Genomic DNA, 18006 nt, shown 5'->3' on the forward strand with positions numbered 1-18006 from the left:
ATTAATCTTCTTCCTGTTTCTCTTTCAGTGCATCCAGTTCCTCTTTGCCCAATTCGGCATAAGGCTCTTCCACAGGATTTACTTCGATCAGGTCTTCCTCAACCGTTTCCAATTCCGGCTCTGGTTCAGGTTCGATATCCAGTTCACCGGATAAATTAGAAAGTTCTTCAATATAGGCAATATAGAACCCCACCATCCGGGAGCACTCGTCAATGGATAATTTCTCATTGACACCATGCACGCTGCCCACGTCCTCTTTGGACATCAGAATCGGGGTGAACCGTAAGGCATTACGGGTCAGACGGCCATAATGCCGGGCATCAGTCCCGCCGAGGACCAGATATGGTGTCACCAGAGCATCCGGGAAAGCTTCCTTGGTCAACCGGGCCAACCGCAGGTAATAGGGTGAGTCCGTATCGGCCACTGGAGAGGGATTCCAGCCAGATTCGCCTTCCAGCGTTTCGCCCAGATAAGGAGTCACTTTGACTCGTTCGTCATTGATCCGCTCCAGCACCATTTCATATACTGACCGCAGGTCATCTCCAGGCAGAATGCGGAAATTAACCACAGCCTCAGCCTTGGCAGGCAACACGTTGTCCTTCATGCCGGCATTGAAGATAGTCGGGGCGGTCGTGGTACGAATGGTCGCATTGAGCATATTCGCTTTTGCCAGTTCCTTTTTGAGGACGCCGCCAAACAACCAGGTATTGGCAAATAAGAGCCGCTGTTTGAAGGGCAAGGCGGAACCAAGATAACTCATCAGGAATTCAATTACTTCCAAATGCGGCGGCATTGGGTTAAGTTCCACACTGGCAACAGCGCGTGAGAGAACGCCAATAGCCGTCTCCTGAGGTGGCATCGACGAATGGCCACCCTCCATCTCCACGCTCAGTTTCAGGCTGATATAGCCCTTCTCGCTGATGCCGATCACACCCACCGGGCGATCCACACCGGGCAGGAAGCCGTCAATCACACTGCCGCCCTCATCCAACAGGCTGCCCAGTTTGACGCCGCGTGAATCCAGCAGCTCAACAATCGCCTGTGCGCCGTGTTCACCGCCAATTTCCTCATCATGACCAAAACCGATATAGACCGTCCGCTCGGGTTGGAAGCCCTGCTTGAGCAGATATTCCACCGCTTCGAGGATACCGATCACGCCGGATTTGATATCCAGGGTACCCCTGCCCCAAACATAGCCATCCACCACCTCACCTGCAAAAGGCGGATGCGTCCAGCCACCCGCTTCGCTTTCATCAGCGGGAACCACGTCCAGGTGCGACGTGAGCATAATCGGTTTCAGGCTGGGGTCCTTACCTTCCCAGGTATAAAGCAGGCTGTAGTCGTTGACCAACTCACGGGTCAATTTGGAATGTACCTGGGGATAAAGAGTCTGGAAAAGCCGATGCAGCGCCAGGAAAGCGCTGGTATCCACTTTTTCAGCCTCATGATAGGAAACTGTCTTGCATTGCACAGCCAGGCCCAAACGCTCTGCCACATTCTTCCCGTCCACCTTCACAAAATCCACCTTATCCGCTTTCTTCTGCGGGGGTGAATAGAGCATGGTTTTCAGGGCGATAAAACCGGCCAAAAAGAGTAATAAAACGCCCAGGCCGATACCAATTGACGCTAAAATCGTTCCTAATGTCATATCACGTTCTCCTTAATATCATTGCGATTTTCGATCCATCTTACAACCATCAGATTGATAAACCGTCCAGAGCGGATTATTTCACGGGGATGTTACGTTCCTCAAGCAGTTGAAGAAATGCCTTCTCAGAACCGGGATCAGTGAATGCTCTTTTCGGCAGGAAGGGGTAAGTTTTCTTATCTTCTTCATAGACCATAATATACATCGTCTTGCCATTAAAGACATGAACAAAATTATCCCAAGGCAGCCGGGAGATGTTTCTCCCAATCATCAAGTCCACTTCCGTCTCACTAAAGGTGATCTTGCGTTCCTTCTGCAGAGCTTCATTCTTATTAATCGTCTTGGTCAATTGAGCTGGTGTCACAATGAAATAATAGACGATATAGAAGCCGCCAACCAACAATGAGATAAAAGCCACATTATTCCAGGTTGGATCGGGAAACAATTGAAAAACCAATCCGATCAGCGAACCTACAATTATGATGACCGTCACCACAACCAGCACAATAAAAATAGGCGTCTTTAAAGCCATCAAACGTGAGGCTCGGATATAATCTTTTCGGTTTGGCGTAAATTTGACCTGGAGAGGCATATTGGAGTTCCAGCCTTTCTGATTAGAAATTTTCCTAATTTTACCACCTGGACTTTATAATATGATAAGCACTCATTTTTATCAGTAAATGTGGCTTTCTGTTGATTTCTGGCATAATTAGCATAACCTAACGAATAAGGAAACTTGTATGCAGAACAAAACCTCACTCGACCCCTTCACCCCCGCCATCCATCTGATCTATGCCCCGGCCAGCCTGAGCATCCCCAGCGATGCCGATCTGATCACCAACCTGGTGGTCAGCGGCGGAGTGGAAGATCCTGAGCAAATCGAGCTAAAACGCTCATTCGACAGCCCCAATCAGTTGCTGGGTGAAATCAAATTTGGACAGCATATCCTCCATGTTGCGGGGCTATCCACCCCCCTACCACCTGAAGTACTGGACCGGACAGTGAACGTTTCTCCCTGGCAGCCACAGATCCGGGCGGCGATGCGGCAGCACCGCTCCCACATCAGCCTGGTCTATGCCGGGGATCATCCGGACCCAGTGGAGAAAATGATCGCGCTCTATCAAACAGCCTTTGCTCTGGAAAATGAAAACTTATTGGGGATTGTCAACGAACAAGCCTGGACGGCGCATCCCCCTGCGGATTTCCTCGACCCGGGTCAGATCAGCACCTACCGCTCTGAACTGCCTTTCATCCTCTGGATGGGATATGTCAAGTTCTACCTCGATCCCTCCCAATATTGGCTGGCAAGCAAAGGTCATCATATCTTCGATGTACCAGACCTGACCAGCCTGGTCACCGACCCAGCCGACGAAGAGGAAACCATCAACCGGCTCATCAATATTTTCTACTACCTTTATGAATATGATGTTGAGGTGACCGCTGGCGACACTCTGGAACTTAATGGCTCACCCGAACAACTGCAATTCGCCGAAGTCGAAGAGGACCTGACCTGGCTAATCGGTCCATCCGGTATGCTGGCAGTTACCCCAGCAGATGATTCGGCCAAAAGCTAATCCTACCCTTCAGAATAACCAAAATTATCAATGAATTGAATTTGTTCCTGATTCTCCACCGCGCCTGGGATCGCCTGGCGCACCCAGGCATAGGCCTGAGGACCATCCAGGCCTAAAACCACCTTCGCCAGACAGGCTGCGAAGATCCCAGTCCGGCCTACGCCGGCATGACAATGGATCGCCACATTCTTCCCCTGATTGGCAGCATCCAGAACCTGCCCCAAGGCAATCCGGAACAAGTCAGGGTCTGGCGTGTGGAAATCCGGTGTCGGCAGGTAAATCACTTCCATCTCGGACATCGAATAAAGCTTCTTCAAATCCACCCCTGCCTTTGACCAGACTTCTTCCCAGGAAGTGAGCACCACCACAACATCAATGCCTGCATCAATATATGCGGGCATCACCACCCAATCCGGGTCAAACATTCTGCTGAAGGGCATTGGGCTTCGATATATTTTGCCTTTAAAACCATAAGGAAGTTCAGTTAGGATTTCCAAGATAATATTTCGCTTTCCTCTCTTATAAAATAAACCAATTCAATTATACTTAGTGTTAGTTGGTATTTTGTGGTTTCCAAATATCAGAACATGACTCATTTAATAGCCAAGTTTGAATGATTTCGAGGGAATAATGAAATTAATTAAACTCAACTGCTCCGCCTGCGGCGCGCCCATCTCCATTCCAGAAGATATTGATCGATTAACCTGTTCAAACTGCGGGACGTTTCTTGTCCTGGAGCGCGGCGAAGGTTATTACGCGCTCAAGGCTGCGGAACAGATCAGCACTGCCATTCACGAAACCGGGCGTGGCACCCAGGATGCCATCCGGGAAGGCGCGCAGGAAACCCGCAAGGAACTCCAGCGGATGCAGCTCACCCAGGCTTATAATGCCGCCAACAGCGCCCTGAACGCCACCATGGCGGAGATACGCTCCCTCACCCGCGGAGAGATGACCCCCGCCGCACTCCAACAATTGGACGCCTTGACCTTTCAGGAATGGACCCAATGGGAAGATATCCGCCGGGCACAAATGCAGTTGGATATGCTGGAATTTGGCCCCATCGAACACAATGACCTGGCGCTCACGAATCAAAAGGATATGATCGATCACTCGATCCTGATCTTGCGCACCTGTCAGACTTCACCGGAAAACCAGGGGCTGATCAAATCTCTTCAGGAAGAAAAAGCGCTCTATCAGGAATACCACGATGAGCTGCAATCAAAATCGCAACGTCAGAAGATCGCTTCTTTTGCGATTGAAAAGCCCTTCAGCCAAGACCTCAACCAGCTGAAAGCGCAACTGGTCCAAATTCACACGGACTTACGCCATTTAAATCAACAAGCACCATCCCCGGTTCTAAATAAGCTTAAATCGGAGCTTTTCAAACTTCAGATGGACCTCTCTCAGCACTTCCACCGGGAAGTTTATCGTCAATGCTGGGGTGATCTGCCCCCTAACAGCGATCCCGGCAAAGATGCCGCTCGGATTGCACGCCACCTGGAATCCACCCAGGCCACCATCCGCTGGCTCTCACTGGTGCCCGATCCGCCCCGTCCCCTCCAGAAGGAGATCAAATCTCTACGCCGGCAGGAGAGAAAACTGCTAAAGAGTCATGGCGAGGCTCAGGAAATCAACAGAGTCCAAAACGCAGCCAAAATGCTCACTGCTGGCCTGGCATCACTTACGATTACAGCCCCCTTCAGCCAGAATCTGGATGAGGTCCGAAACCAACTTACCACGTATAACCAGGACATCACCCATCTCAACCAGCAGCCGGCCACGCCCGAAGTGCGCCTGGCGCGTCAACAGGTCAGAGAACAATATCAGGAGTTTTTCAACCACTGGGCATCTCTTGAAAACGTTGAAATCTCACAACAACTGAAATCCAGCCACATCCAGCCCCCCTTCAGCTCGGATCTGGCACAAGCCATTGCGGATTACGAACTGGTCACCCAGGATGTCGCCCTGCTTAAAGAACGCCAATCCATTCCCGGCGTGCAGGCCATGTTCCAACAAGCCTTGACGAAACAGCGCAATCTGTACAATCACCTGCTGAGACTAAAACAACAATCCGGCTGACGGTCACGCCTTCTGGGGTAACGCAAATTTTCCCGTGTCATCCAGGCTAAATTGATCCACCGCCACCACCGCATCCAGATTCAGCGGGCCATAAAGGTGCGGAAAGAACTGCCCCTCCCCCAACAAATCCTCATAACGCACTTCGTCTTTCAGCTTATCCACGGCAACAGTCAGCAGCAGAAGGTCTTTCATGCCGCTATAGAAATTTTCAGCTACCTGCAAAACCTGTTCCGCACGTGAAAAGTGAATAAAACCCTGGCTTTCCAGGCTGGCAGGCCGGTAATCGCCGGTCTTTTTTGCCGTTTTCCAATCCGCACGGGGCAGGATGTGATAAATCAGGTCGCCATATCGCAGGGTCTGCAGGGTATGCACCACCATACCAGCCAGGTCCCGCCGAGGCCAAAAATCCGCCTCCCAGGCTTTTCTGAGCCGCTCGTAAGTCTCCCGCTCAATTTCCACCGGGCACATCGAGAGTTCCACCAGAAATTCTTCATCGCTGTGCAGATATAGTCCCAGGCGAGGGGCAAATTCCTTCTCCAACAGCCTCGCCAGGACTTCATCCGCCAGTGTATGTACCTTTTCCGGCAGGTCTTTCAGCCAGGGAACGGAATGCGCCAGGGCAGCGTGGCAGGCTTCGTGACAATAGATATGCAGGAGTTCTTCCCGCCCATCGGCGAAATCCTGATCCGCTAATTCGATATCCAGGGTCGTTTCAATCGCTTTGTTGATCGTTGCGAATGCTTCCAACAGGGTTACCTGACCCTTATCATTTTTCTTTTTCATGGCTCATATTATAACGCTGGTGACCGTTTCTCCACCTCCCCACAAAAATCCATTATGGTATAATTCCGACGAGAACAACTTGAGAAGTTGACTAATTCAGTGTGGTTATTTCCATCTGGAGTATAATCACTCGTACGACTTAACAAGAAACTATTTTAGGAGGATGTCTGATGAAGGTTACTGTTGATCAAGATCTGTGCCTGGGTTGCGGCATTTGCGAAGGTTTGGCCCCTGAGGTTTTCAGCCTGGCCAATGAGCCTTTCGCTGAAGTTTTAGTCGATCCCGTACCGGCTGAATTTGAAGATGCTGTCCGGCAGGCCGTGGAAGAATGCCCCGAAGAAGCTATCGTCATCGAAGAGTAATTATTCCCTAGCGGATCAATGAAATCAAAGAGGCTCTCCAAAGTGGAGAGCCTCTATTGATTTAAGCTCACACCTCCGGCCGGAAAAGCCCCAGCGCGACCGCCCGGGCCACCAGCTGCTGGATATTCTGCGCCTCCAGCCGCGCTTTCATATTCGCCACATAACCGCGGATCGTGCGCGGGCTGAGCCCCAACGCGATCGCAATCTGTGCGGTTGTCATCCCTTCCCCCAACAGCACCAACACCTGCTGTTCCCGCGGGCTAAGCTTGGGCAGGTCCGCCTTCGGTTCAGCCTCGCTGTGAGTCACCACCACAATGCTCCCCTGCTGATGGGCAAAAAGCGGCCCATGTTCACCGGGCAGGTATTCTTCCCAGCGTCCCTGATTGACGGCCCGGACGATCCGCTCAGGTGGCGCATCAACATCCAATACCCTAAATGCGTCCGGTTCATTAAAAACTAATACGCTTGCCATCAATGGCAACCTCCTGAATGCCATTCCCTTTGCTGCCAATGCAATCTGAAGCGTTCTATAGATAGAACGTATGTTCTAATCTTACGTGAAGTATGGGTTCTTTGTCAAGGTCGGGAGCGTTAAAGAATTTCGCCAGTTTTTCGGCCAGAACGAACCTGCAGAAACCAGAACGCCAGCACTGCCAGAACGCCCATGACCGCCCCGCCGAACCAGGGCGCCTGCGGTCCCAGGGTGTCACTGAGCAAGCCGCCCATCACCGGGCTGATGCCGGAGGCAAGGTTCCAGGTCAGGCCATAAAGGCTCATATAGCGGCCCCGCATCTCCACCGGTGCCAAATTTGCCGCCCGGGCGCTGGCCGTTGGTACGACGATCAATTCCCCCAAGGTCATCACCACCATCGCCAGCCAGAAGCCCCAATAGCCCGTAGAAAAAGCGATCAGCAGCGGTGCAACGATATAAAACATCGCCCCCCAGCGCATCACCTTCAGCGCGGGATGGCGTTGGGTTTGGCGGGTGATCAGCACCTGCAGGAAGACCACCATCAGTGCATTGGTGGTTGCCAACCAGCCATAGCGCTGCTCGCTGATCCCGAAACCGGTTTTGACGTAGACCGAAAGCAGCACCCAGATTAGCGACGTGGTCATCTGTACCAGCGTGAACGCGCCGACCAAGCCGATGAAGGGCTTATCACGCAGCGCCTGCCAATAACCCTTCAACTGATCCCGCAGTGAGCTGGCCGCAGCCGTGACCTCCGCCGGGATGGTCTCACGGGCAAAGACCAGCAGCATCACGCCATAAATCGCCAGCCCAGCCGCCGCGCCATACAACCCGATCGTATAAGACTGTGCCAGCACGAACCCGCCGATGGCCGGGCCGGTCGCCACGCCGATATTGCGTGCCATCCGCAACAGGGCAAAGGCGTCCGCCCGCTTCTCCACCGGAAAGAGGTCCGCCATCATCGCATCAGTCCCCACCCGGTAGAGTGGGGAGAAGAGCCCGCTGGCCCCCAGGATCAGGGCGAAGGCACTATAACTGTGAGCTTTACTGAGCATGAAATAACAGAGGCCGTTACCGATCAACCCCACCACCATCACGCCCTTGCGCCCCAGCCGGTCAATGATCGGTCCGGCAACAATGGATGAGAGCAGCCCCGCCGTAGCGTTGACCGTCATCAAACTGGCCACCGCAGCCAGTGGCAGGGCCAGTGTCTCGCTGGCATAGATCATCAGAAACGGCCAGATCATGGTCGTCCCCAGGGTGGAGAGGATCAGCCCGGCGAACATCAACCAGAACTGACGGGGATAATGAGGTGGAAGGACTTTGTCTTTCATATGTGGAAATTATATCAAGCAATAAAAAACCTCCCAAAATCGGGAGGCAAAAGGTTTCACAAATAAAACAACTGATTCCCCATAAAGATCAGGCGCACCGGCTGCTTACAGACCGCCACATCGGGCAAAGCGGCCAGCAGGGCGGCCACATAAGGCGCATTGAAGGACGAAAACTCCTCCGCAATCTCCAGCCCGGTCAGCTCCCGCCGTTCATAAAGCGCACCGAAAGCTTCTTCCAGCGTATCCCGGGCGATGCAGCGCGGCTTGCCGCTGACCACCGGTGAGAGCACCACACCATCCTCCCCCGGTACGGCCACCTCAAAGGGATGCCCGTAAACCAGGGTGCGCAGTTCCCGCCCATGCAGGCTCCGGATCTCCGGCCAGAGCTGCTCAGAAGTCAGCATGCGGCAGATCTCTTATTCATTTGTTGAGCGGAATCACAAATAAGCGGCTTCAAAGCGACAATAAACTCCTGCGTAGTGTTTCGTCCATCAACCTTGAAACGATTATACAACACGTTGGAATCAAAATAGAACCGGATTGAGATTACTTTCAGACATCACCTATGGCTCATCCTGCGGGAAGGGCTGCTTACAAATGAACCCTATCGGTGCGGCAATGGGTGACCAAACACCGGTATTGAGGTAGATGATCACAGGCTCATCCAGGCCCACATAAGTCAATTCATATTCCTCGACCAGCAAATTTTCCACCATGAACGATCGCAGCCTGGTAGCCATAACTAATTCCTGATTTGGGCCAAGGAGATTATTCAAGTATTCCATCTTGCGGTCAATGGCTTGAAGGGACCCGCCACCCAGTAGAATGGGATTATTTTCAGAATACCCATAGGTGGGGTCTTCACTGATCTGACATTCGGCGGGTGAAACATAGATCGGATCAAAAACCTGGAAATCATTCAAGATCTGATCTCGAATATCTACATAGGCCTCAAAAATATCACTTCTCAAGTTCCTGGCATAAATTTCAATATCAAATGAGAAAAACCGCCCATTTCCCGCATCCAAGACAAGCCAATCAATCATGCCTTCCGCTGACTCAGACTCATAATAAAAGATAATTTGCATAATCTCATGACCGTTTACCCACCAGGCTTCATCATTATTAATGACTGTAAGCTCCGGACTAAGACTGCTGATCTGGTCTTCGATACTCTGGATCTGATCGGCCAGGGTGAAATCCGCATCGTGTTGAATATCGCTGATCCGAAGCCAGAAATTGCCATATTCGTTCTTGATGGACGTCGCCGAAAAATCAATATCCACGACGAAATCATGCCATATATCATTTCCGGTGGGCATCGCAAAACTATACCCGCCTAGCGGCACTTGATAGATACCGGAATCAAAATAACCCTCAGACGGCATATTTATGGGTGTGGGCATTATGGTTGGTGTGGCCGTGTTGACCACCGTCGCCGTTGGCTGCGGCGTGTTGGTGGCTGTGGGCGTGGCCGTAGGCTGGGCAAGCAGCCCATCACACCCTGACAGCACCAAACCGAGTAATGTGACGATAATGATGATTCTCAAGCGATTGGTTTTCATAATGACCTCCCTCATCTGGATAGATTTGATAATCGTCTCGGACCTATTATAACGATTTCCGCTTCAATTTTCGGTCAGTGCTTGAACATAAAAGCTCATCCCCTCCACCATCTGCCGGAAAGTGGGCAGGAAGGGATCCCAGGCTTCACGCGGCCCAAATCCGGCCAAATAGACCAGATGGCCGGGCAGGTAAATCAATTCCATCCGCCCCACATGGTAACTATCTCCCAATGGCCGGGCGATATCCAGGATCATAGCCGGGTTCTTTGCCACCCGCACTTCAGCGCTGTTATAAATTTCATAATCCGTATACGGCAGGAAGCGGGTCAGATAGTCTTCCAGCAGGAGCTGGGCGGCAGCGTTCATCTCTTCTTCGTTCTCACCGGGCAAGGTCGCAGCGATCATCACAATGGTGACCTCCGGTCCGCCCTCCGGCGGTGTCAGCCAGACCACATCAGGTGACTCAGCATCCACTTCGGTCTGCCAGCCCTCCGGGATCGGGATGGTAAAGATTCCGCTTGGGTGGGTATAGGTCTCTGCAGTCAATGGCAGCGCTTCACTTGCTGAAGATTGGCAGGCGGAGAGGATGAACAGGAAAATCAGGCCTATCAAGGCCCATAATTTTTCTCTCCGGTTTGATTTCGCCTCATCCGATAAGATACTCATGGTTACTTTCTTATCCAATTGACCATTCACTTTTCGCCACTCACCGTTCCACCCAGTATAATTGACCTGATTATAACGAGAGGTCCCGCAAACAGCAATGAAAATTGACCAGATCATCCGCAGCAACCGCCGCTCCATCAGCCTGGAAATTCATCCCGACGGCAAACTGGTGGTGCGCGCCCCGAAAATTGCGACCAACGCCCAGATCCAGGCACTGGTGAACCGCAAAGCAGACTGGATCGCCAAGAACCAGGCTAAAGCCACCAGCCGTTATGGTGACCTAAAGCCCAAGACCTTCTCCGCCGGTGAAACCTTCTGGTATCTCGGTGAGCAATACCCCCTGCAGTTCACCAACAGGCAAAGACCACCCCTTGAGCTTGACGGCGCGTTCATGCTCGCCCGCACGGCCCAGGAAAGGGCCAAAGAGGTCTTCATTGCCTGGTATCGGGAAGAAACCCGCCAGATCACAAGCCACTTCATTGATACCTATTCAAAGCAGTATGGTTTCAAGGTTAAAGGCGTCAGGATCACCAGTGCAAAAACCCGCTGGGGCAGCTGCTCCGCTAACCACACCCTGAACTTCACTTACCGGCTCAGCATGGCGCCCATCGAAGTGGTCGAATATGTTGTGGTGCATGAATTAGCCCATCTCAAGGTTCGCAATCACAGCAAAGATTTCTGGAATCTGGTTGGGCAGCTCAAGCCGGATTACAAAACCAACCGACGTTGGTTGAAAGAAAACGGTGTCCGGCTGACCCTGGAATGACGGCCAGCGTTAACCCGCTCCTAACCCCCTGAAAACAATCCCGGCCACCATTTTTGTTAAAATGAAAGAGATCAAGCACCTTTGAAAGTCCATTATCGGTAACCTCCGGAGGTTTTTTATGACAGCAGACTCCCCCACCAAAGTACTCTTCCTCTGCACCGGCAATTCCTGCCGGAGCCAGATGGCCGAAGCCTGGCTGCGTGAACTGGGCGGCGACGACTTCACAGTCTACAGCGCTGGTCTGGAACCCCACGGCGTAAACCCCAACACGATCATCGTGATGGAAGAACTGGGGATTGATATGAACAGTCACCGCTCCAAACAATTGGATGAATATATCGGTCAGGTGGATTTTGACTATCTGATCACCGTCTGCGGGAATGCAGATGAGCGCTGCCCCTACTTCCCCGGCATGGGCATTCGAATGCACTGGCCCTTCCAGGATCCCGCGGTCTTTGAAGGTCCCGAAGATGAGAAACTCGATTTCTTCCGCAAAGTGCGGGATCAAATCAAAGGTAAAATCCAGAATTGGCTGGATCAGGAATTTCAGCCGTAGCCCATTTCCATCTACAAATATTTATTAAGCTAAGAGACGCTGCTTGCAGCGTCTCTTTATTGTTTGTTTCCTTTTCACCATCCCCCATTCACCACCCACGGGTTTTTACAGCTCGCAATACCGGTCAATCCGCTTGGCGATCACGGCTAGACTGTCGGCCCAGAACTTCTTGTCGCGAATGTCGATCCCAAATCGGGCAGCCAGTTCCGCAGCCGGTGCTTCACCGGTGCTGGAAAGCAGCTTCTTATAATCCGGGACAAAATCAGCCCCGCGTTCCTTATAGATCGCATAAAGGCCGATCCCAAACAGCATCCCAAAAGCATAGGGGAAGTTATAGAAGGACAATCCCGCTGAATAATAATGCGGTTTCCAGGTCCACATATAGTTGTGGCGGAAGTCCGGGTCCAGTCCTTCACCGTAAGTCGCTTCCTGAGCCTTATCCATAATCTCGCAAAGCTCATCTGCGCTCAATTCAGCCTTCTCGCGCCGCTCGAAGACCTCTTTCTCAAACAGGAAACGGGAATAAATATCTACAATCACCTGCGAATCGCCGATGAGAGCTGTTTCCAGCAAAGCCAGTTCCTCATCAGGGTCCGTAACGCTTTCCAAAATGGCGTTGAAGACGATCGTCTCGCACATGATCGAAGCGGTCTCAGCCATGGTCATCGGGGTCTGCTGCTGCAGCATGGTTTTATCCGCCTGGAACATATTGAAGTTGTGATAGCCGTGACCCAGCTCGTGGGCAATGGTCATCACCTGATCCAGCGTGCCATCAAAATTGCACAAGACCCGGGACTCTTTCACTGCCGGCACAGGCATACAGAATGCGCCGCCGCGCTTCCCGGAGCGCTGCTCCGCGTCAATCCAGTTCTTATCAAAGGCGCCTTTGGCGAAATCACGCAGCTCGTCGGAGAAGGTGCCAAAATTCTTGAGGATAAATTCCCGGGCCTCATCAAAACTGAAGGTCATCTCAGATTTGCCCACCGGGGCAAAAAGGTTCCACCAGGGCAGCGCTTCCTGACCAAAGCGGGCAGCCTTGGCCTTGAAGTATCGGCGGAAGGTCGGGAAAGACTCTTCCATCGCTTCCATCATCGCTTCCAGGGTTTCCCGGTCAATCCGGGCTTGATCCAAAGGTTCCGCCAGGGCGTCCACACGGTCACGATGGTCGTTGAGTGTATTCACCCAACCCTTGATCCCATTCATACATGCGGCCAGCGGCTCCTTCAGTTCTTCCCAGGCAGCCATCTCGGCTTCATACGCCCTGCGGCGCACATTCTCATCCGGGTGCCCATGCAAGTTGATCAATGCAGGCATCGGCAGGGATTGGATCTCGCCATCCAGGTCAAAATCCACACTCTTTTGTGAGGTCACAGTCCCTTGCAGCTTTGACCACGCGTTTGCACCAGAAAGGCTCAGTTCTGTGGCAAGGACTTCTTCCTTCTCACTCATCAGATACTGGCTTTGTTCAGCAATTTCAGTAACTGGGAAAGTGTGCTCGCCGGCAGAATTGCCCAGGGCAAGTACCTCAGGCAGCTTGTCCTTGAAGGTGCCCAACCAGGCTTCCAGCCCAACATTGACTTTTTGCAAGCCCACGATCACCTGATCAAACTTGGAATCGATCTGCAAAGCTTCCTTATTATAGGAATCGGTGGTTAAGAACGATTGAATATAGGCCCCTATGGTGATAGCCTTGAGCAGGATGGCATTCAACTTGTCCACCCCCGTGCTGATCGCCAGGTTGATTTCCTCATTTGGTGATCCAGGGGTAACTTTTTTCAGTTCTTCATCATAGACACGCTTAAGTTCAGCGCTGGCATCCTTCACCCAGGCAATATCAGCAGCTAATTCTGCAGAGCCCAGGCTAGTGTACACATTAGAGAGGTCCCAATGGGGAGGGGTTTTTGGCATAAATTTCTCCTTTTCCATTCTTCAAAAAACCAAAGGTTCAATCGCCTCATTATAAGATAAAATCAGTTCCTACGTCCAGGCTGGCAAGCAAGAACCGCAAAAAGGTATAATAATCCCAAACTAATTACCAACACATTGAGTCAGCTCCGTGCAGCTGGCATCTGAAAGGATCGTATGGCGTTTCGAATCACCTCTGAATGGCTCATTGACCTTCCCGACGATTTTGAAAAAAGGGTCGAGGAAGATAAACTGGTCTTTTGGAAAACAGGCATCACTATCATCATTGCGGCCTTCCGCATCTCTGAAGGCACGGATAAACTGGAACTGTTAAACCAGGTTCAAATTAAGATCCCCGAAAACGCACTGGAGAAACTGGTCTCTACTAAAGGGGAAATCGTCGGTCTGGGCTACACCCAACTTCAAAAGGTCCAGAATGAAAATGACCGCCTCTCCCTCATCACCTTCACCGCCAGCGACACCTCCTTCTTACAGGTTGCCTTCTATCTCGACAACCCCAACGACCTGGATTGGGCCAAGAAAGTCTGGGAGAAGATCATCTTCCTGCCCCAAAACGAGGAAGCTGCCCAGGAATAGCCTTCTCATGTGTAGGTTTATCAATAAAATAAATACGTAGCTTAATTATATCAATAATCTTATTGTTTTTCATTAGTATTATCCAAAATGACTTTAATTTATGCTATAATCCATTTAGGATTATTTAAATCAAGGAATTAAGGTCAATAACGAAAGGAATTCTAATGAAAACCGAGACACGCTCGATTGAAAGCTTCGACAAGATCAACTTCAAGGACTTCGGCACACTGATCCTGACCCAGGGGGAGCAGGAATCACTGACCATTGAAGCTGATGACGACCTGATGGACGACCTGATCTCAGAAGTCCGGGATGGCACCCTTTATCTTGGCATGGATGAAGATTGGATCTCCAGGATAGGCAAACTTGTCTCAACCGTATTCTCAACCTCCAACCATAAAGTGACCTACTATCTGACATTCGTCTCTCTTCAGAAGATCAACGCCAGCGGGAAGTGCAACCTGAAATGCGATTCCCTCAAGGCCGACACATTGAAGGTCAACATCTCCGGTTACGGCAATATGAATATCGATCAGCTGGAAGCCAACGCCGTAAAGATCAATATCAGCGGCCGGGGAGATGTCAAAGCGGCCGGCGCCGTTGAAGAACAGATAATTAATGTCTCCGGCTCCGGTGACTATCAAGCGCCTGATCTGAGCAGCCAAAACACCAAAATTTCAATCTCAGGCCAGGGTGACGCCACCCTGCGGGTGGAAGAAAGCCTGAATATTACCATTTCTGGCGTGGGTAATGTAAAATATTATGGAAGGCCCAAACTCCGCCAGGTGATTAGCGGCTTGGGCAAATCCAAAAGGATCGACGACGAATAAAAAAGTGGATCACCAGAAAGGGGCCAAATGTCAAACGAGTTCAAAATTGAAAGAAAAGCCTCAGATATATTCCATCCAAAATCGTCTGAAGAGGCCTGGCAGGCGATTAAGGAAAAACGCGACCTGACAGGTGCTGACCTGCAAGGGTTAAATCTGGAAGACCTCAATGCCAGCGGTGCAATTCTGCGCAAGACCAACCTGAAAGGGCTAACCCTCACCCACGGGCTGCTGACGAACCCGAACTTCTATCGCTCTGCGGCTCACCAGGCGAACTTCCAGCATACCGTCATGCTCAATCCCGATCTTGTCCGGGCGGATTTCCTTGGCGCTGATTTTAGCGACGGTGGCCTGATCGGTGCAGATGCGCGCGAAGCTCAGTTTATGAATGCCAACCTTCGAAATGCCGGCTTGATTGGCGGCGATTACAGCCAAACGGATTTTACAGGCGCCACTCTGGCCAATGCCTGGCTGACGGGGATCAATGTGGAAGGTGCAAACTTCACCGGTGTGGACACCACCGGCACCAGAGCCTATGGGATCGACTGGTCAACAGCCAAAGTGCCGCCAGCCATCCTGCCTGCCCCAATCATCCAACTGCCCAAATGGGCCTGGGCTGCCCTGGCAGGCAGCGTCATTGGAGTGATTGGCGTGCTGATCTATTCCATTTCCCGCCGCCAACACAAATCCGCAGCCTAGTGGATTTGGAAACAATAAAAATACCGGCTTTCCTCAATCAAGAAGGAAAGCCGGTTCTAATTTAATGAACATTCTCGCTAAAGGGAATCTACTGCCTGTTTGAGCTTGGTGGCAGTTTCATGCAACTGCTGCCTGCCAGGCGTGGCCCGTTCATAGGATTCGAGATTGAGATTAAAGCCATCCTCTTCAAACCGCGGGAAGACATGCAAATGGACATGACCCACATCCTGTCCGGCGGCTTTTCCATCCGCAATAAGCAAATTAACGCCCTCACAATGCAGCTCGCTGGCCCGTAAAGCCTTATCCATCAGCTGTCCGACCCGCATCGTTTGAGCGGCGTCTTCCGGTGATAGCTCGACCAGCGATTCGGCATGCGCCTTCGGGACCACCAATACATGCCCCGGATTTATCGGCTGGATATCCAGAAATGCAATCGTTTTTTCATCTTCATAAACAACACTGGCCGGCAATTCCCCAGATGCTATTCTGCAGAATATACACATTTTCTAATTCACCTCAAAATTTTTTCTTATAAAGTCTGCCTACTCGATTTTTCCTATTGATCTTTTTAATCGAGCATTAAATTAATTTATCACAGATTATTCCCAAATTAGAATAAGGAACAAAAAACAAAGATACAAATGCTTATTTGTCCATTTTAAACGATTTACATCCATATTGATGGTGTAGTCCTGTCATTTTTCAGCAGTAATCCATCACCATCTCAAAATCCATGGGCTGGCGTGTATTACCCTGTAATCGAACAGGGTACTGTATCCTGATGTTAGTCATCCTTATTGAGGGAGAATTAGTTTACTACTTCAGTAGCGCAGATGGCATCAGTCTCGATATCACAATAAAGCTGGTTCAGATACTCCAGCCGTTCCATATTGGCATCCCGCAGACAAGTCTGCTCGTCAACGCCATCCTCGTCGGCATCGGCGTTCAAATCACTGAGAAGGTCACAATCTGCATCACGGGAATCTTCCCAGTTCATTTGGCTTTCAACCAACTTGATCCGAAGTTCCGAATCCGTCGTCAGGGCCAGAATATCTTCTAACTTTGAATCCAGCAAGGATTGAGAGGCCTCAACAGCCTGCGCAAGGCATGTCTGTTGGTCTTCAATGGAGTCATCTGAGCAATCTGGTACATCCACAACCGATTCAACCTGTGACACATTAGCCATATTGGATTGAATTGAGGCCGGATCATCAGTATTATTGTTTTTCTGGGAAAAGAAAAAGGCACAACTCATTAACGTTGCGATGATCGTCAGAAAGGAAATGTTCTGCATATGGCGGCGCATGGTTAACTCTCCTAAACCAGATAGAGGCCCGCATTCCGCGTGCCTGTACCCGAGTTACTCCTATTGAGAGTCCGCCAACCAAAATTGATCATAAATATTGTTCCTAGGACGATTCTATTCTGTAAAACCAGCCAAAAACAGCCTGGGCTGGAAATTGGATGTATTATAACCCTATTTTCGCAAAACCCAAAATGGCTAAAAGGGCACGCCCTGGGAAAAAGCCCACATGCTTTATGTAAAAACTGAGACACCATAAGGTTAATATCCCGTCAATATTTTCACCTGCAAATCATATCTTGATGAATCTATGATATGATGTTTTTGAAATTTATGATTGCGTTTGTAAGGAGTTGTGTGGATGAAAACCCTTTTCCTAATGCGGCATGCGAAATCAAGTTGGAAAGATGACAGCCTTGAGGATCATGAACGACCGCTTAAGAAACGCGGGAAGAAAGATATCAAATTGATCGCAAAGGTAATGAAGAAAAGCGATCTAAAACCTGAGCTGATCATCACATCTTCTGCGGTTCGTGCCAAGGAAACTGCCGAACTTTTAGCTGAAGCTCTCGGGTACAAAGGCAAGATCAACACCTCAGATGAACTTTATATGGGTGAACCCTCAGACTATTTGAAGATTCTGCAGGGCATCAAAGAAAAATATAATTCGGTGTTGTTTGTCGGTCACAACCCCGGACTCGAAGCCTATTTGCAAATCATTGATGGTGAGATTGAATCCCTCCCCACCGGCGGTTTAGGTTACCTGATGTTGGCTGTGGATGAATGGGATGAAATTACCATTGAGACGATGGGTGATTTGGTCGGTTTTTGGAAGCCCAAAGACCTCCGCGAAGACAAATAATCCCCCTTGTC

At 50.6% G+C, this 18006-nt stretch carries 21 protein-coding genes; 9 read left to right on the plus strand and 12 right to left on the minus strand.

Annotation, left to right across the window (positions count from 1 at the left end):
• Position 1: 1 nt before the first annotated feature.
• The gene (locus tag JR338_06890; GenBank protein QRN82170.1) at positions 2–1648 is read right to left on the minus strand and encodes a M20 family peptidase; all 1647 of its coding nucleotides are present in this window, start codon (positions 1646–1648) and stop codon (positions 2–4) included.
• A gap of 76 nt (positions 1649–1724) precedes the next feature.
• Positions 1725–2240 (minus strand): YcxB family protein, encoded by a 516-nt coding sequence (locus JR338_06895; GenBank protein QRN82171.1) that lies wholly within the window; start codon positions 2238–2240, stop codon positions 1725–1727.
• Between the two features lie 148 nt (positions 2241–2388).
• Here JR338_06895 and JR338_06900 point away from each other — a divergent pair, with 148 nt between their 5' ends.
• Positions 2389–3222 (plus strand): hypothetical protein, encoded by an 834-nt coding sequence (locus JR338_06900; protein QRN82172.1) that lies wholly within the window; start codon positions 2389–2391, stop codon positions 3220–3222.
• 2 nt (positions 3223–3224) lie between these two features.
• On the opposite strand, the gene JR338_06905 is transcribed toward JR338_06900, so the two are convergent.
• Positions 3225–3662, minus strand: coding sequence for a dual specificity protein phosphatase family protein (locus JR338_06905; protein QRN82173.1), 438 nt, complete (start codon positions 3660–3662; stop codon positions 3225–3227).
• Between the two features lie 190 nt (positions 3663–3852).
• Between JR338_06905 and JR338_06910 the strand changes: the two genes are divergently transcribed.
• Entirely contained in the window at positions 3853–5301 is a 1449-nt protein-coding gene (locus JR338_06910; GenBank protein ID QRN82174.1) for a hypothetical protein, read from the plus strand.
• 3 nt (positions 5302–5304) lie between these two features.
• On the opposite strand, the gene JR338_06915 is transcribed toward JR338_06910, so the two are convergent.
• Complete coding sequence (locus JR338_06915) at positions 5305–5679, minus strand: DUF952 domain-containing protein (GenBank protein ID QRN84378.1); 375 nt, start codon at positions 5677–5679, stop codon at positions 5305–5307.
• Between the two features lie 575 nt (positions 5680–6254).
• Here JR338_06915 and JR338_06920 point away from each other — a divergent pair.
• Positions 6255–6446: a ferredoxin gene (locus tag JR338_06920; GenBank protein ID QRN82175.1), complete on the plus strand. Its 192-nt coding sequence runs from the start codon at positions 6255–6257 to the stop codon at positions 6444–6446.
• A gap of 67 nt (positions 6447–6513) precedes the next feature.
• Here JR338_06920 and JR338_06925 read toward each other — a convergent pair whose 3' ends face one another.
• From JR338_06925 to JR338_06945, 5 genes are all read right to left on the minus strand, one after another.
• Entirely contained in the window at positions 6514–6918 is a 405-nt protein-coding gene (locus JR338_06925) for a helix-turn-helix transcriptional regulator (GenBank protein ID QRN82176.1), read from the minus strand.
• 119 nt (positions 6919–7037) lie between these two features.
• Positions 7038–8249 (minus strand): MFS transporter, encoded by a 1212-nt coding sequence (locus JR338_06930; GenBank protein QRN82177.1) that lies wholly within the window; start codon positions 8247–8249, stop codon positions 7038–7040.
• Positions 8250–8305: 56 nt separating this feature from the next.
• Positions 8306–8653, minus strand: coding sequence for a hypothetical protein (locus JR338_06935; protein QRN82178.1), 348 nt, complete (start codon positions 8651–8653; stop codon positions 8306–8308).
• A 159-nt stretch (positions 8654–8812) separates the two neighbouring features.
• Positions 8813–9814, minus strand: a complete 1002-nt coding sequence (locus tag JR338_06940; protein QRN82179.1) for a hypothetical protein — start codon at positions 9812–9814, stop codon at positions 8813–8815.
• A 63-nt stretch (positions 9815–9877) separates the two neighbouring features.
• A complete protein-coding gene (locus tag JR338_06945) occupies positions 9878–10480 on the minus strand; it encodes a hypothetical protein (protein ID QRN82180.1) in 603 nt (200 codons plus the stop codon).
• A 97-nt stretch (positions 10481–10577) separates the two neighbouring features.
• On the opposite strand from JR338_06945, the gene JR338_06950 reads away from it, so the two are divergent.
• Together JR338_06950 and JR338_06955 are read left to right on the plus strand one after the other, a co-directional pair.
• Complete coding sequence (locus tag JR338_06950; protein ID QRN82181.1) at positions 10578–11246, plus strand: M48 family metallopeptidase; 669 nt, start codon at positions 10578–10580, stop codon at positions 11244–11246.
• 118 nt (positions 11247–11364) lie between these two features.
• Positions 11365–11802 (plus strand): arsenate reductase ArsC, encoded by a 438-nt coding sequence (locus JR338_06955; protein QRN82182.1) that lies wholly within the window; start codon positions 11365–11367, stop codon positions 11800–11802.
• A 105-nt stretch (positions 11803–11907) separates the two neighbouring features.
• Here JR338_06955 and JR338_06960 read toward each other — a convergent pair whose 3' ends face one another.
• Positions 11908–13710 (minus strand): M3 family oligoendopeptidase, encoded by a 1803-nt coding sequence (locus JR338_06960; protein ID QRN82183.1) that lies wholly within the window; start codon positions 13708–13710, stop codon positions 11908–11910.
• A 174-nt stretch (positions 13711–13884) separates the two neighbouring features.
• Between JR338_06960 and JR338_06965 the strand changes: the two genes are divergently transcribed.
• From JR338_06965 to JR338_06975, 3 genes are all read left to right on the plus strand, one after another.
• Positions 13885–14304: a hypothetical protein gene (locus JR338_06965; protein ID QRN82184.1), complete on the plus strand. Its 420-nt coding sequence runs from the start codon at positions 13885–13887 to the stop codon at positions 14302–14304.
• A gap of 164 nt (positions 14305–14468) precedes the next feature.
• The gene (locus tag JR338_06970) at positions 14469–15134 is read left to right on the plus strand and encodes a DUF2807 domain-containing protein (protein ID QRN82185.1); all 666 of its coding nucleotides are present in this window, start codon (positions 14469–14471) and stop codon (positions 15132–15134) included.
• 27 nt (positions 15135–15161) lie between these two features.
• On the plus strand, positions 15162–15830 hold the full coding sequence (locus tag JR338_06975; protein ID QRN82186.1) for a pentapeptide repeat-containing protein: 669 nt from the start codon (positions 15162–15164) through the stop codon (positions 15828–15830).
• A 77-nt stretch (positions 15831–15907) separates the two neighbouring features.
• Here the strand turns inward: JR338_06975 and JR338_06980 are convergent, their stop codons facing one another.
• Positions 15908–16333: an HIT family protein gene (locus tag JR338_06980; GenBank protein ID QRN82187.1), complete on the minus strand. Its 426-nt coding sequence runs from the start codon at positions 16331–16333 to the stop codon at positions 15908–15910.
• Between the two features lie 305 nt (positions 16334–16638).
• A complete protein-coding gene (locus tag JR338_06985; GenBank protein QRN82188.1) occupies positions 16639–17136 on the minus strand; it encodes a DUF1311 domain-containing protein in 498 nt (165 codons plus the stop codon).
• A 358-nt stretch (positions 17137–17494) separates the two neighbouring features.
• Between JR338_06985 and JR338_06990 the strand changes: the two genes are divergently transcribed.
• A complete protein-coding gene (locus JR338_06990; GenBank protein ID QRN82189.1) occupies positions 17495–17995 on the plus strand; it encodes a histidine phosphatase family protein in 501 nt (166 codons plus the stop codon).
• The last annotated feature ends 11 nt before the right edge of the window (positions 17996–18006 follow it).

Source organism: Chloroflexota bacterium (genome assembly GCA_016887485.1).
GTDB lineage: Bacteria > Chloroflexota > Anaerolineae > Anaerolineales > Anaerolineaceae > Brevifilum.

Bases quoted from the DNA above. Each gene is read 5' to 3' on its own strand.
- JR338_06910 (QRN82174.1), top strand. From the start codon at position 3,853: ATGAAATTAATTAAACTCAACTGCTCCGCCTGCGGCGCGCCCATCTCC.
- JR338_06930 (QRN82177.1), bottom strand. From the start codon at position 8,249: ATGAAAGACAAAGTCCTTCCACCTCATTATCCCCGTCAGTTCTGGTTG.
- JR338_06965 (QRN82184.1), top strand. From the start codon at position 13,885: ATGGCGTTTCGAATCACCTCTGAATGGCTCATTGACCTTCCCGACGAT.
- JR338_06900 (QRN82172.1), top strand. From the start codon at position 2,389: ATGCAGAACAAAACCTCACTCGACCCCTTCACCCCCGCCATCCATCTG.
- JR338_06915 (QRN84378.1), bottom strand. From the start codon at position 5,679: ATGGTGGTGCATACCCTGCAGACCCTGCGATATGGCGACCTGATTTAT.
- JR338_06895 (QRN82171.1), bottom strand. From the start codon at position 2,240: ATGCCTCTCCAGGTCAAATTTACGCCAAACCGAAAAGATTATATCCGA.
- JR338_06955 (QRN82182.1), top strand. From the start codon at position 11,365: ATGACAGCAGACTCCCCCACCAAAGTACTCTTCCTCTGCACCGGCAAT.
- JR338_06975 (QRN82186.1), top strand. From the start codon at position 15,162: ATGTCAAACGAGTTCAAAATTGAAAGAAAAGCCTCAGATATATTCCAT.
- JR338_06890 (QRN82170.1), bottom strand. From the start codon at position 1,648: ATGACATTAGGAACGATTTTAGCGTCAATTGGTATCGGCCTGGGCGTT.
- JR338_06940 (QRN82179.1), bottom strand. From the start codon at position 9,814: ATGAAAACCAATCGCTTGAGAATCATCATTATCGTCACATTACTCGGT.
- JR338_06925 (QRN82176.1), bottom strand. From the start codon at position 6,918: ATGGCAAGCGTATTAGTTTTTAATGAACCGGACGCATTTAGGGTATTG.
- JR338_06970 (QRN82185.1), top strand. From the start codon at position 14,469: ATGAAAACCGAGACACGCTCGATTGAAAGCTTCGACAAGATCAACTTC.
- JR338_06960 (QRN82183.1), bottom strand. From the start codon at position 13,710: ATGCCAAAAACCCCTCCCCATTGGGACCTCTCTAATGTGTACACTAGC.
- JR338_06980 (QRN82187.1), bottom strand. From the start codon at position 16,333: ATGTGTATATTCTGCAGAATAGCATCTGGGGAATTGCCGGCCAGTGTT.
- JR338_06905 (QRN82173.1), bottom strand. From the start codon at position 3,662: ATGCCCTTCAGCAGAATGTTTGACCCGGATTGGGTGGTGATGCCCGCA.
- JR338_06920 (QRN82175.1), top strand. From the start codon at position 6,255: ATGAAGGTTACTGTTGATCAAGATCTGTGCCTGGGTTGCGGCATTTGC.
- JR338_06950 (QRN82181.1), top strand. From the start codon at position 10,578: ATGAAAATTGACCAGATCATCCGCAGCAACCGCCGCTCCATCAGCCTG.
- JR338_06985 (QRN82188.1), bottom strand. From the start codon at position 17,136: ATGCGCCGCCATATGCAGAACATTTCCTTTCTGACGATCATCGCAACG.
- JR338_06935 (QRN82178.1), bottom strand. From the start codon at position 8,653: ATGCTGACTTCTGAGCAGCTCTGGCCGGAGATCCGGAGCCTGCATGGG.
- JR338_06990 (QRN82189.1), top strand. From the start codon at position 17,495: ATGAAAACCCTTTTCCTAATGCGGCATGCGAAATCAAGTTGGAAAGAT.
- JR338_06945 (QRN82180.1), bottom strand. From the start codon at position 10,480: ATGAGTATCTTATCGGATGAGGCGAAATCAAACCGGAGAGAAAAATTA.